Origin of the sequence: Caballeronia sp. ATUFL_M2_KS44, assembly GCF_023630965.1 — a bacterium.
Lineage (GTDB): Bacteria > Pseudomonadota > Gammaproteobacteria > Burkholderiales > Burkholderiaceae > Caballeronia > Caballeronia concitans.
The window spans coordinates 876,191-888,684 of record NZ_JALQEA010000006.1 but is presented as its reverse complement, the minus strand read 5'-3'; the positions used below and the strand labels follow the sequence as shown (position 1 = coordinate 888,684).

Annotated in this window: 9 protein-coding genes and 1 pseudogene; 8 read left to right on the top strand and 2 right to left on the bottom strand. The window is 63.6% G+C overall.

The annotated features are described in order from the left end of the window. Window positions 1–13: 13 nt before the first annotated feature. The 6 genes and pseudogenes from NCR39_RS04215 to NCR39_RS04190 all read left to right on the top strand — a co-directional run. Window positions 14–901 (top strand): annotated as a pseudogene (locus tag NCR39_RS04215) (DMT family transporter); the annotation flags it as partial. Between the two features lie 234 nt (window positions 902–1,135). Then, complete coding sequence (locus tag NCR39_RS04210) at window positions 1,136–2,332, top strand: aminotransferase-like domain-containing protein (RefSeq protein ID WP_250450887.1); 1,197 nt, start codon at window positions 1,136–1,138, stop codon at window positions 2,330–2,332. 27 nt (window positions 2,333–2,359) lie between these two features. After that, window positions 2,360–2,821, top strand: coding sequence for a RidA family protein (locus NCR39_RS04205; protein ID WP_250450886.1), 462 nt, complete (start codon window positions 2,360–2,362; stop codon window positions 2,819–2,821). Between the two features lie 83 nt (window positions 2,822–2,904). Then, window positions 2,905–3,795 carry a PhzF family phenazine biosynthesis protein gene (locus NCR39_RS04200; RefSeq protein ID WP_250450885.1) on the top strand — a complete coding sequence of 297 codons (891 nt, stop codon included), beginning with the start codon at window positions 2,905–2,907 and terminating at the stop codon, window positions 3,793–3,795. Window positions 3,796–4,170: 375 nt separating this feature from the next. Beyond that, window positions 4,171–6,588 (top strand): bifunctional diguanylate cyclase/phosphodiesterase, encoded by a 2,418-nt coding sequence (locus NCR39_RS04195; RefSeq protein ID WP_250450884.1) that lies wholly within the window; start codon window positions 4,171–4,173, stop codon window positions 6,586–6,588. Between the two features lie 136 nt (window positions 6,589–6,724). Continuing rightward, window positions 6,725–8,353 carry a WG repeat-containing protein gene (locus NCR39_RS04190; protein WP_250450883.1) on the top strand — a complete coding sequence of 543 codons (1,629 nt, stop codon included), beginning with the start codon at window positions 6,725–6,727 and terminating at the stop codon, window positions 8,351–8,353. An 87-nt stretch (window positions 8,354–8,440) separates the two neighbouring features. On the opposite strand, the gene NCR39_RS04185 is transcribed toward NCR39_RS04190, so the two are convergent. Continuing rightward, window positions 8,441–8,899, bottom strand: a complete 459-nt coding sequence (locus tag NCR39_RS04185) for a CopD family protein (protein ID WP_250450882.1) — start codon at window positions 8,897–8,899, stop codon at window positions 8,441–8,443. A 119-nt stretch (window positions 8,900–9,018) separates the two neighbouring features. On the opposite strand from NCR39_RS04185, the gene NCR39_RS04180 reads away from it, so the two are divergent. Together NCR39_RS04180 and NCR39_RS04175 are read left to right on the top strand one after the other, a co-directional pair. After that, on the top strand, window positions 9,019–9,486 hold the full coding sequence (locus NCR39_RS04180) for a helix-turn-helix domain-containing protein (RefSeq protein ID WP_250450881.1): 468 nt from the start codon (window positions 9,019–9,021) through the stop codon (window positions 9,484–9,486). Continuing rightward, the gene (locus NCR39_RS04175; protein ID WP_250450880.1) at window positions 9,483–10,058 is read left to right on the top strand and encodes a PIN domain-containing protein; all 576 of its coding nucleotides are present in this window, start codon (window positions 9,483–9,485) and stop codon (window positions 10,056–10,058) included. Before NCR39_RS04180 ends, NCR39_RS04175 begins: the two co-directional genes overlap by 4 nt. 81 nt (window positions 10,059–10,139) lie before the next feature. Here NCR39_RS04175 and parC read toward each other — a convergent pair whose 3' ends face one another. Then, on the bottom strand, window positions 10,140–12,458 hold the full coding sequence (gene parC, locus NCR39_RS04170; protein WP_250450879.1) for a DNA topoisomerase IV subunit A: 2,319 nt from the start codon (window positions 12,456–12,458) through the stop codon (window positions 10,140–10,142). Window positions 12,459–12,494 lie beyond the last annotated feature (36 nt).

Here is a 12,494-nt window from a genome sequence, read left to right as displayed (position 1 = left end):
GAGACGCCGCATCATGAAGACCCGCGAAACCGAAGGCATGCTGCTGGGCCTGATCGGCGTCGTCATTTTCAGCCTGACGCTGCCGATGACGCGCATCGTCGTGCAGGAAGTGCATCCGCTTCTGAACGGACTCGGGCGCGCGCTCGTCGCGGCGATTCCCGCCGCGCTCCTGCTCGCATGGCGGCGCGAAAAGCTGCCGACGTGGCCGCAGGTCAAGAGCCTGGCCGTGGTCGCGCTAGGCGTGATCATCGCGTTTCCGGTGTTTTCCGCCTGGGCGATGAAAACCGTGCCCGCCTCGCACGGCGCGGTCGTCAACGGCCTGCAGCCGCTGTGCGTCGCGATCTACGCGGCGTGGCTCTCGCACGAGCGGCCGTCGAAGGCGTTCTGGGCGAGCGCGGTGGCGGGCAGCGCGATCGTCGTCGCGTTCGCGCTGCAGTCGGGCGGCGGCGGCTTGCAGGCGGGCGACCTGCTGATGCTCGTCGCGGTCGGCATCGGCGCGCTCGGTTACGCGGAAGGCGCGCGGCTCGCGCGTCAGATGGGCGGCTGGCAGGTCATCTGCTGGGCGCTCGTGCTATCCGCGCCGTTCCTCTTGCTGCCGGTCGGCTGGCTCGCGTGGGCGCATCACGCGGCGCATCCGGAGCCGCTCGCGCTGCGCACGTGGCTCGCGTTCGGCTACGTGACGCTCTTTTCGCAATTCATCGGCTTCTTCGCGTGGTACGCGGGCCTGGCGATGGGCGGCATCGCGCGCGTCGGGCAAGTGCAACTCCTGCAAATCTTCTTCACGATGGCGCTTTCCGCGCTCTTCTTCGGCGAACACGTGAGCACGTCGACGTGGCTTTACGCGGCGGCGGTCATCGTGACCGTGGTGCTGGGCCGCAAGGCTGCAGTGCGGGCGGCGCCCGCTGTCGTATCGACGTCGGATCCGGCTCCGCAAGCGCGGCGCACTTCCGCTGGCGGCGGCAACGATGCGGCGCGCGTCGCTACCGGCTCGGCCGATAATGCGCCCATCGCCCTGCGCGCGGGCCGACCGAAGTGACGAAGTGACGCAGCGACGCGCCCGCGCGATAATCGCGGTTTGCGCGTCCTCCTTTTGCACGCGATCCCCGACTAAAACCCGAGACAAACGAGACCTTTCATGAATCAAGCCGATCTTCGCGCCACGCCGTGGCAACTTTCAGAACGCGCCCGCAAGCTCACCAGTTCGGCGATTCGCGAGATTCTCAAGGTCACGGAACGGCCCGAAGTCATTTCGTTCGCGGGCGGCTTGCCTTCGCCGGCGACGTTTCCCGTCGAGCAGATGCGCCACGCGTCCGAGCGCATTCTGCGCGATCAGCCCGCCGCCGCGCTCCAGTACAGCGCGACCGAAGGCTTCATGCCGCTGCGCGAATGGGTGGCGGCGCGCTATTCGGTGAACGGCGCGACCATCCGCCCGACGCAGGTGCTCATCACGACCGGCTCGCAGCAGGCGCTCGATCTGCTCGGCAAGGTGCTCGTCGATCCGGGCAGCCGCGTGCTCGTCGAAACGCCGACGTACCTCGGCGCGCTGCAATCGTTCTCGATGTTCGAGCCTTCCTACGTGCAGGTGCCGACGGACGAATCCGGCCTGATTCCCGAAGGACTCGACGCCGCGCTCGTCGCGAACGCGCGCCTGCTGTACGCGCAGCCGAACTTCCAGAATCCGACGGGCCGCCGCCTGCCGCTCGAACGCCGCCGCGCGCTCGCCGCGTTCGCGCAGAAAGCCGCGTTCCCGATCATCGAGGACGATCCCTACGGCGCGCTCGATTACGCCGGCGCCCCGCTCCCGACCATGCTCTCGATGGCGCCCGATCACATCGTTCATCTCGGCTCGTTCTCGAAGGTGCTCGCGCCGGGACTGCGCGTGGGTTACATCATCGCGCCCGAGGAACTGCACTTCAAACTCGTGCAGGCGAAGCAGGCGACGGATCTCCACACGCCGAGCATCACGCAGCGCATCGTGCACGAAGTGGTGAAGGACGGTTTTCTCGACCAGCACGTGCCGACCATCCGCGCGCTGTATCGCAATCAGTGCGAAGCCATGCTCGCGGCGCTGGAGCGTCACATGCCGGCGGGCGTCGAATGGAACCGGCCAGAAGGCGGCATGTTCGTGTGGGTAAAGCTGCCGAAGCACATCGATTCGATGAAACTGCTCGAGCAATCCATCGCGCAGAACGTGGCGTTCGTGCCGGGCGGTCCGTTCTTCGCGAACGAAGCCGAGCACAATACAATGCGCCTCTCGTTCGTCACCGTGCCGCCCGCGACCATCGACGAAGGCGTCGCGAAGCTGGGCGCGCTGATTCGCGCGAGCGTCTGAATCTTTCATCGCAATCAAGGAGCAACGATGGCATCGAATGTTTATGACAAGCTGAAGGAACTCGGTATCGAACTGCCCGTGGCGGGCGCGCCGGCCGCCGCTTACGTGATGAGCGCGCAAAGCGGCAACACGGTCTATCTGTCGGGGCATATCGCGAAGAAGGACGGCAAGGTGCACGCGGGCAAGCTCGGCGCGGACATCGCCACCGAGGAAGGCAAGGCGGCCGCGCGCAGCGTGGCCATCGACCTGATCGCGACGCTGCACGCGCACACGGGCGATCTGAACCGCGTGAAACGCATCGTCAAGGTGATGAGCCTCGTGAACTCCACGTTCGAATTCACCGAGCAGCACATCGTGACGAACGGCGCGTCCGAACTGATCGCGGAAGTCTTCGGCGATGCCGGCAAGCACGCGCGCTCCGCATTCGGCGTCGCGCAGATTCCGCTCGGCGCGTGCGTCGAGATCGAGATGATCGCGGAAGTGGGCTGAACACGCGTTCACCGCTTTCATCGTTCCAACGAAAACCCGACGTGTCCGCGCGCCGGGTTTTTTAATTTCCATCGCCGATAACCATGTCCACTCGCGCCGTCCGCTTCAAACAGGTCGATGTCTTCACGTCCGTCGCCTTCAAGGGCAACCCGCTCGCGGTGGTCTTCGAGGCCGACGATCTCTCGACCGAACGCATGCAGTCCATCGCGCGATGGACGAATCTCTCGGAGACGGCCTTCCTGCTGCGCCCGACCGATCCGCGCGCCGACTATCGCGTGCGCATTTTCACGACGGCGACCGAATTGCCCTTCGCCGGCCATCCGACGCTCGGGACCGCGCACGCGCTGCTCGAAAGCGGCTACGCGCCGAAGACGCCGGGCAAGCTCGTGCAGGAATGCGGCGTCGGGCTCGTGACGCTCGCGCAGGACGATCAAGGACGATGGGCCTTCGCCGCGCCGCCCGCGCGCATGACGCCGCTCGACGACGCAAAGCGCCAGCGTCTCGCCGATGCGCTCGCGCCCGCTTCCATCGACTTCAGCGCGCCGCCGTGCGCGGTCGACAACGGTGCGCCGTGGCTGATCGTCCGTCTGCGCGACGCGGCGCAATGTCTTTCACTATCGCTTTCGCCCGCCGCGAAAGAGGCGCTCACTGCGCTCGCCGCAGAAACCGGCACGCACGGCATCGTCGTGTACGGGCCGCACGAGAACGGCGCGCCCGCGACATTCGAATTGCGCGCGCTGCTTTTCGGCGCGGAGAACGTCGAAGATCCGGTGACCGGCAGCGCGAACGCCGCGCTCGCCATGCTGCTGACGGCGCAGAACAAGCGCCCCGGCGATGCCTATACCGTGCGCCAGGGCACCGCGCTCTATCGCGATGGCCGCGTGAGCATCACCTACGACGACCGCGCGGACGGTTCGCCGGTGTGGGTCGGTGGCGATTCCGTGACTGTCATCGACGGCACTTTCCGCTTCTGAAACAATGACCTGCGCGCGCAAGGCGTAAACCCCGAGCCGGCGTGATCGCGCTTCCTTAATTCCGGCGCCTTCAGTACTATCCGGACATTCGGGGTCGGACAACAGGCTCGGCGCGCGACGGTACGGCCGGTCGCGAGCAAAAGAAGCCAATCGTCGACACGCAAACGTATGCTCGCCAGTCGCGTCGGAAAAATCGTCGACAAATCGCGCGCCGGTCCGAAAGGCGCCGCTTCCGCACCACCGGCCGCGCGCACCGGGCGCGCTACGCTTCAATGATTCGTTTCGGGGAACGCCTCAGGACATGCATCGCCCTTTTCATCCCGCGCGGTTTCCGGCACGGCATACGCCGAGCGATTCTCTCGCTGCGGGCGCCCTATGAAGCGCACACGCTTTCAGACAGCAACCGATCCCCGCCCGAGCGCTTCGGCGGCGCGGCGGCGTCGTGCGTTGCTGGCGATTCCCGTGCTCGGCACGCTCGTGCTCGTGCTGCTGTGGGCCGTGATCTTCGCGCGGCTTTCGGTGGAACGCGACGCGACGACGCACGAATCGATGGCATCCGCCGCGATTCTTTCGTCCGCGCTCGAACAGCACACGATCAAGGCGATCCATCAGGTCGACCAGATCACGCGCTTCGTCAAGTACGAGTACGAGAAGTCGCCGGCGAACTTCGATCTGATCGCGACCGTCGACAAGGGCGTCGTGCAAAGCGACACGCTCGTGCAGGTTTCGCTGATCGACGAAGACGGCAAGCTCATCGCGAACACGTCGGACCCGCGTCCGAGGCCGATCGATCTCTCGGACCGCGAGCACTTCAAGGTCCACGTGAGTTCCAACGACGACCTGCTCTACATCAGCCGCCCGGTGCGCGGGCGCGTTTCCGGCAAGTGGACGTTGCAGATCACGCGGCGGCTGAATCATCCGGACGGATCGTTCGCGGGCGTGGTGGTCGTGTCGGAAGATCCGACTTACTTCACCAACGACTTCTACAACGTCGCGTCGATCGGGCGCGAAGGCGTGATCGCGGTCGTGTCGGACAACGGCGCGGTGCTCGCTCGCAGCACGGGCGGCACGGGCGGCACGCTGACGGACCCGTCGTCGCAATCGGCCGTCATGAAAGGCAGCGCACGCAATCCGGTTGCCGCGCCCCAGGCCGAATTCAGCGCGAGCGGCGTCTATCCGACATCGGATCACGCGTCGGGCATGTACGTCGATCCGATCGACCACGTGAAGCGCATCGTTTCGTATCGGCATATCGACGGCTATCCGCTCGGCGTGCTCGTCGGATTGTCGGTGCGCGAGGAGTTCGCCGACTACCATCACACGCGCAACGTCTATCTGTTGATGGCGAGCTTCATTTCGTTCGCGATGCTCGGCTTCTTCGCGGTCGCGACGGGCCTGATCGGCAAGCTGCTCGGCCGCGAGCGCGAGATGACGCATCTCGTCGAATACGATCTGCTCACCGGCCTGCGCAACCGCTATTCGACGCTGCGCGCGTTGCGTCATGACGTCGTGCAGACGGAGAACATCGGGCGGCTCGCGCTGTTGTTCATCGACCTCGACAATTTCAAGACCGTCAACGACACGCTCGGCCACAACGCCGGCGACATCGTGCTTCAGATGACGGCCTCGCGGCTCGCGGAAACCGTGGGGCATAGCGGGACGCTTTCGCGCATCGGCGGCGACGAATTCGTCGTGGTCGTCAAGGGCGACGATGTCGAGCAGCGCGCCGTCACGCTCGCCAACGATATCGCGACGATGTTCGCCACGCCCTTCGACGTGCGCGGCAGCGCGTTCGTGCTGCATGCGAGCATCGGCATTGCGCTCTTTTCGGTATCGAACGAAAGCGAGATCGACCTGCTCAAGAAAGCCGATCTCGCCATGTACAGCGCGAAGGACGCGGGCCGCAACTGCTATCAGTTCTATTCGCCGCAACTGTCGCATCGCGCGGATCATCTGATGAAGTGGGAGCAGCAATTGCGCGTCGCGCTGACGGAGGAGCAACTGTTTCTCGTGTATCAGCCGAAGATCGATCTGGCGCGCCGCTGCATCACGGGCTTCGAGGCGCTCGTGCGCTGGAATCATCCGCAGCACGGACTGATTCCGGCCAACGAGTTCATTCCGGTCGCGGAATCGACGGGGCTGATCGTGGCGGTCGGCGATTTCGTGATTCATACCGCCTGCGCGCAGCTCGCGCAGTGGCAGCGCGCGGGCTATACCGCGCTGTCGCTCGCGGTGAACATCTCGGCGGTGCAGTTCTGGCGCGGCGATCTGCTGGAGACGGTCGCGCGCGCGATCGAGACGACCGGCATTCCGCCGGAGAAGCTCGAACTCGAAATCACCGAGACCGTGATGGTCGAATATCCCGAGCTGGTGGAAGAGAAGATCGTCGCGCTGAAGAGACTGGGCGTGCGCATCGCGCTCGACGACTTCGGCACGGGGTATTCGTCGCTGTCGTATCTGAACCGCTTTTCCGTCGATACGCTCAAGGTGGATCGCTCGTTCATCCAGGCGATTCCCGAAGACCGCAGCGTGTGCGTGATGGTGTCGGCGATCGTGAATCTCGCGCGCTCGCTGGGGCTGACGGTCGTCGTGGAAGGCACGGAGCGCGAGGAACAGATTGCGTGGCTCGCGGCGCTCGGGCCGGTGGAAGCGCAAGGCTTCCTGTTTTCGCGACCCGTTCCCGCCGATGGCGTGCAGGCGCTGCTCGACCGCTTCGGCGTGTGCGGCTGGCCGGTCGGGCGCGCGCCGCGCGGGCGGAGGGACGCGGCGCTGAGTGGTGAGCGTGGGGGGTGAAAGCGGGTCGCGGGGAATTTCGCCACTGAAGTTCAAAATTGCGATAAGCGGCATCGGAGTAAATTAACGTTGCAATCCTGATTTTTTCGAATGTCACGTCTTAGAATCCGGGCCTTTCCGACGAAAGGTTTATTCGATGAAGCTGCGTGACGCCAATATCCGCCCGATATTCCTTTCACTCTGCGTTGGCCTGCTAGCCGCGTGTTCGAGCAAGACAGAAACGAAAACACATCTCCCGTCCACGGCGGATTTCAACGTGGCGGTTTGCGTCAACGGCGCATGCGGACTGATCGATCAGAACGCATCCGAACTGATCCCGTTCACAAAGGGCGAACCGGGTCTGGTTACGTTCCCCATGCAGGGCACGATGTTGCTGAAGTATGGAAATAAATTGCAGCTCGTCGACCAGAAAAGCAGGAAGGTCATCAAGAGCTTTGGAGGCGATTTCTACGAAGCCACGCCGGGCTATTTCGGTTTCTTGCGTGGCGACAAGTTCGGTGTCGCGAATTTCAAAGGCGACGAAATCCAGCCGCCGCGATTCGATAGCGTCTTTCCAGGCGGAGAAAATCAATACATCGGATTCGAGATCGGCCAGAAGCGCGGCATGCTGAAGGCGGACGGCACAACACTGACGGGAGCCGAATTCGACTCGACTGAAGTATTGGGCGACCCCGACAAACACGCCGGCTGGGTCGTGGCCGACAGCGGCGACGAACACTGGATTGTCAATGTCCACACCGGGGCCCGGAAAAAGGCCGCGTTCCGCCGAATAGACGACATCGGCGATGACCATATGGTCGTGTCGATGATCCGTGACGGATACGGTTTGATCGACTCGCAAGGCAAGCAAGTATTGCCACGGAAATTCGAGTGGCTCGGCACACCGGGCGGCGGACTCGTCGCTTATCGCGAGGGGAGCTCCGCCCCTTGCGGCTATATGGACTACGCAGGCAAAACGGTGATCGCGCCGAAGTACCGCAAGTGCGGAACATTCGGCAAGCGCGCGGCATTGGTCCAGCCCCAACGCGATCAAAGCGATGACGATAATAAATATATAGCGATCGACAAGTCCGGAAGGCAGATCCTGCAAACCGAATACACCGACACCGCCGGTGCGCGCAGAACGATCATGGGTAATGTGTCCAGCGTGCCGGGCTATGAAGCGGTATTCACTTCCACTGGCCTGTTTTCATGGAAGGCCGGCATATTCAATCTCGATGAAGCACGCGAGGAGATTTCGCCTGTCTATTATCTGATTGGCATTGTCGCGCCGGATCGCTACGTTTTCTCCAAAGAAGGAAAGCCGGCCATAAACACCGCGAACGGTTCGGAGCCCTTGCCTACGATCATGACCGAGTCCGAATTGCTTGGTCTCATGGATCGCAGCGGAACGGTGCTCGTCAAGCCGGACCGGTATATCCAGATCACGCTCGACAAGTCGGGTAAATATTTGCGCGCATTGAGCCTAAACGGCGAGGCACTGCTCGATCTGAACGGGAACACGCTGATTGCTCCGCAGTGGGACAAACTTGTGATCGATGAAGCGAAAGGCGCGATCTTCGGGTACACCGTCTACCTCGACGGCATGCAAGAACAAAAGACCCTGCGTGCGGCGTACGATCTGAACGGCAACACCCTTTTCTCCGTCACGCGCGCTGCGTGCGGCGCGCAACAACTCGTGGACGGCGCGGGCAATCCGGTCTGGCCGAAGGACGTCAGGTCATACTGCTCGACCGAATCTGACTCGACGGATGCGAAGTCTTGACGCTTGACGGACAAGGCGCGGCTGAACGCTGCGCCACGGAAATGCAACGCAGCCGGATCGCGGCAAGTCAAGGCGAATCCACGTCGATCAAAACCCGCGCGACAACACCGCCGTTCCGATCGTCACGATACCCAGCACGAGATTCACTACCACGAGCCGCCGGACCGTGCCGACCGCCCGCGCGCCGTCGGGCCAGTTCTGCGCCTGCACCGCACGGCGGATGCGCGGGAATACCGCGAAGCGGATGTGCCCGAAGATCAGCATCATGACGATGCCGAGGCCGGCCATTGCGTGAAGCGGCCATGCGGCATGCCCGCCGCCGAATTGCATGAGCAGGAAGCCGCCCGAAAGCAGAATCACGATGACCGAGCCCGCGACCCAGTTGAAGAAGCGCGCGAATACCGCTTCCCAGAGCGGGAGCCGCAGTTGCGGCGCGAGATCGCCGAGCGCGGGGCGCAAGCAGAAGTTCGCGAAGACCATCCCGCCTATCCACACGGCCACGCCGATCAGATGGAGAAAGAGCGCGGCTTCGATGGCTTTGGTCATGGGGGGTCCGAGTTTGAAAAGTAAGAGGGCGCGCCCGCGACGCGCTTCAAGTCGCACGATGTGTGTTTCGTTTATTTCGAATAAAATGGCGCTTTGTCGAACGCGACACGGAGAAAGCCATGACGCATATCGCCCCTTCCGGGACCAGCCTGCCCGTCGAACGCGAGGTTCAGCTTGCCGTCGAGGGTCAGCGCGCGCTGGCCGCTTATCTCTCGACCGGCTTCGATACCCAGCGCATCCAGATCTACGACGACAAGAACGAGGCCCATCAGGTCGAACTTCCTACTTCCGCACTGCGGCTGCTGATCGACATTCTCGCTGAACTGGCCGATGGCAACGCGGTGCGAATCGTCCCGGTCCATGCGGAGCTCACCACGCAGGAAGCCGCCGATCTGCTGCAGGTTTCGCGGCCGCATCTCGTCAAGCTGCTCGAAGCGCAGGCGTTGCCGTTTCACAAGACCGGCAAGCATCGGCGAATTCGCTTTGCCGATTTGATGCGCTACAAAGCGGAACGCGAGCAGGGAAGCGAAGAAGCGATGGCTGCACTAGCCCGACAAGCACAAGAACTAGGAATGGGCTACGAATGAGGAGTTCCCGCTTCACGGTTATTTATGACGCGTGCGTGCTGTACCCCGCACCTCTGCGCGATTTTCTGATGTGGCTGGGACTGTCCGGACGGTTTCGAGCGCGATGGAGCGAGCAGATTCACGGAGAATGGAAACGCAACCTGCTGAAGAACCGCCCCGACCTGAGCGCTGAACAGCTCGATCGCACAGCGGCGTTAATGAACGACGCGATTCCCGATGCGATGATAAGCGGACACGAAGCGCTCATCGCCGGCTTGACGCTGCCGGACCCGGACGATCGCCATGTCCTTGCCGCGGCCATCCGTTGCAGTGCGAGCGTCATCGTCACGTTCAACGAAAAGGACTTTCCGGCCGCCGTGCTCGACGAGTTCGGCATCGAAGCGCAGCATCCCGATACCTTTGTCGACGACCTGTTCGACTTGGACCCCGCCGCCGTCATTCAGGCCGCACAGCGGCAGCGCAAACAGCTTCGGCATCCGCCGCTCGATATCGATCGATACCTCGACATCATGCTCAAGCAAGGCATGGTGCAGACCTGCAGGGCGCTGGCGACGTATCGCGCCGTCCTTTGAATCCGTAACGCAAGAGGCCACAAAACAAAACGCCCCGCAGCACATCGCTGCGGGGCGCTCATCAAGCAACAACCGCAGCCATCACCCCTCGAACACCGGCCGCATCTCGCTCACCTTCAGCGACGTATCCGGCGCGCGCCCCTTGCGCGCCCGCTTGCCGAGATGCAGTTGCAACTGCGACCCGCTGAGCTTCTCGTCCCTCACCTTGCCGCCGCGCCCCGTTCCGGTCAGCACGACGCCGCGCGCATCGATAGCCAGCGCCTGAAGCAGCGTTTCCTTCGGATCGAGCGCCATCAGCGTGACGCCGCGTCCGCCGCCCGACAGCGTCTTCATCTCGTCCATGCCGAACACCAGCAGCCGGCCCATGCTCGACAGACACGCCACGTGCGTCGCGCCCGGCACGACCGGCATCGGCGCAAGCGGGGCCGCGCCCTCGTCGATGGTCATGAACGCCTTGCCCGCCTTCACGCGGCTCACCATGTCGCCGATCTTCGCGATAAAGCCGAAGCCGTTGTTCGACGCCAGCAGCAACGCCTGATCCGCCGATGCCGCGAAGTAATGCAGCAAGTGCGTGCCCGATCCCAGCTCGATCAGCGACGTCACCGGCACGCCGTCGCCGCGTCCGCCCGGCAGCGTCGCGACCGGCACCGAATACACGCGCCCGTTGCTGCCCCAAGCGATGAGCGTGTCCGGCGTGCGCGCCTGGAACACCGCGTAGAGGCTGTCGCCGGCCTTGAACGTGAAGCCCGCCGGATCGAGCCCGTGGCCCTTCAGCGCACGCACCCAGCCCTTCTGCGAAACGACGACCGTCACCGGCTCGTCGACGACGCGCGTTTCGAACGTCGCGCGCGTGGCCTGCTGAATCAGCGTGCGGCGATCGTCGCCGAACTGCTTCGCATCGGCCTCGATCTCCTTGATGAGCAGACGCTTCATCGCCGCGTCGCTGTTGAGCAGTTCTTCGAGCTTCGTCTTTTCGTCGCGCAACTCGGACAATTCTTGCTCGATCTTGATCGCTTCGAGGCGCGCGAGTTGCCGCAGCCGAATTTCGAGGATGTCCTCGGCCTGCCGGTCCGACAGCCTGAAGCGCGCGATCAGCGCCTGCTTCGGCTCCTCGGCCTCGCGAATGATGCGGATGACTTCATCGATATTCAGGAAGACGATCATGCGCCCTTCGAGAATATGGATGCGGTCGTTGACCTTGTTCAGCCGATGCTGCGTCCTTCGCGTCACCGTGACGAAGCGGAAGCCGACCCACTCGTGCAGGATTTCGACGATGCCCTTCTGACGCGGCCGGCCATCCGCGCCGATCATCACGAGATTGATCGCCGCATTCGATTCGAGGCTCGTGTGCGCGAGCAGCGAATTCACGAACTCCGTCTGATCGATACGGCTCGACTTCGGCTCGAACACGAGCCGCACGGGCGCGTCCTTGCCGGACTCGTCGCGCACGGTGTCGAGCAGGCCGAGCAGCGTCTGCTTGGTCTGCAACTGGTCCGGCGTGAGCGTCTTCTTGCCGAGCTTGATCTTCGGATTGGTCAGTTCCTCGATCTCTTCGAGCACCTTCTGGCCCGACGTGTTCGGCGGCAATTCGGTGATGACGAGCTGCCACTGGCCGCGCGCCATGTCTTCGATCTTCCAGCGCGCGCGCACCTTGAGGCTGCCGCGCCCGCTTTCGTACGCCGCCGAGATTTCCGCCTGCGACGAAATGATCTGCCCGCCGCCCGGAAAGTCCGGGCCGGTGAGCTTTTCCATCACGCCCGCGTGGCCGAGCTTCGGATCGCGGATCATCGCGACGGCCGCCTGCGCCACTTCGCGCAGGTTGTGCGACGGAATCTCCGTCGCGAGACCGACCGCGATCCCCGACGCGCCGTTCAGCAGCAGGAACGGCAAGCGCGCGGGCAACAGCTTCGGTTCTTCGAACGAGCCGTCGTAATTCGGCATGAAATCGACCGTGCCCTGATCGATTTCATCGAGCAGGAGACGCGCGATCGGCGTCAGGCGCGCTTCCGTGTACCGCATGGCCGCGGCGCCGTCGCCGTCGCGCGAGCCGAAGTTGCCCTGACCGTCGATGAGCGGATAGCGCATCGAAAAGTCCTGCGCGAGACGCACGAGCGCGTCGTACGCGGACTGGTCGCCGTGCGGGTGATACTTGCCGAGCACGTCGCCCACCACGCGCGCCGACTTCACCGGCTTCGCGTTCGACGCGAGTCCCATCTCGCTCATCGCGAAGAGAATGCGGCGCTGCACGGGCTTTTGCCCGTCCGATACGTCGGGCAGCGCGCGGCCCTTGACCACGCTCACCGCATAGTCGAGATACGCGCGTTCGGCGTAGTCGCCGAGCGTCAGTTGTTCGCCGTCCGGTGCGGTCTGCTCGGCGAAGAGATCGTCTGTGATTCCCATCGAATATCCGTTCTTGAAGCGTTGCGTCGATTAAGC

What these genes read in the sequence shown, in the direction of transcription:
- NCR39_RS04200 (WP_250450885.1), top strand. Translation starts at nt 2,905, where the DNA reads ATGTCCACTCGCGCCGTCCGCTTCAAACAGGTCGATGTCTTCACGTCC.
- NCR39_RS04210 (WP_250450887.1), top strand. Translation starts at nt 1,136, where the DNA reads ATGAATCAAGCCGATCTTCGCGCCACGCCGTGGCAACTTTCAGAACGC.
- NCR39_RS04185 (WP_250450882.1), bottom strand. Translation starts at nt 8,899, where the DNA reads ATGACCAAAGCCATCGAAGCCGCGCTCTTTCTCCATCTGATCGGCGTG.
- NCR39_RS04195 (WP_250450884.1), top strand. Translation starts at nt 4,171, where the DNA reads ATGAAGCGCACACGCTTTCAGACAGCAACCGATCCCCGCCCGAGCGCT.
- parC (WP_250450879.1), bottom strand. Translation starts at nt 12,458, where the DNA reads ATGGGAATCACAGACGATCTCTTCGCCGAGCAGACCGCACCGGACGGC.
- NCR39_RS04175 (WP_250450880.1), top strand. Translation starts at nt 9,483, where the DNA reads ATGAGGAGTTCCCGCTTCACGGTTATTTATGACGCGTGCGTGCTGTAC.
- NCR39_RS04190 (WP_250450883.1), top strand. Translation starts at nt 6,725, where the DNA reads ATGAAGCTGCGTGACGCCAATATCCGCCCGATATTCCTTTCACTCTGC.
- NCR39_RS04205 (WP_250450886.1), top strand. Translation starts at nt 2,360, where the DNA reads ATGGCATCGAATGTTTATGACAAGCTGAAGGAACTCGGTATCGAACTG.
- NCR39_RS04180 (WP_250450881.1), top strand. Translation starts at nt 9,019, where the DNA reads ATGACGCATATCGCCCCTTCCGGGACCAGCCTGCCCGTCGAACGCGAG.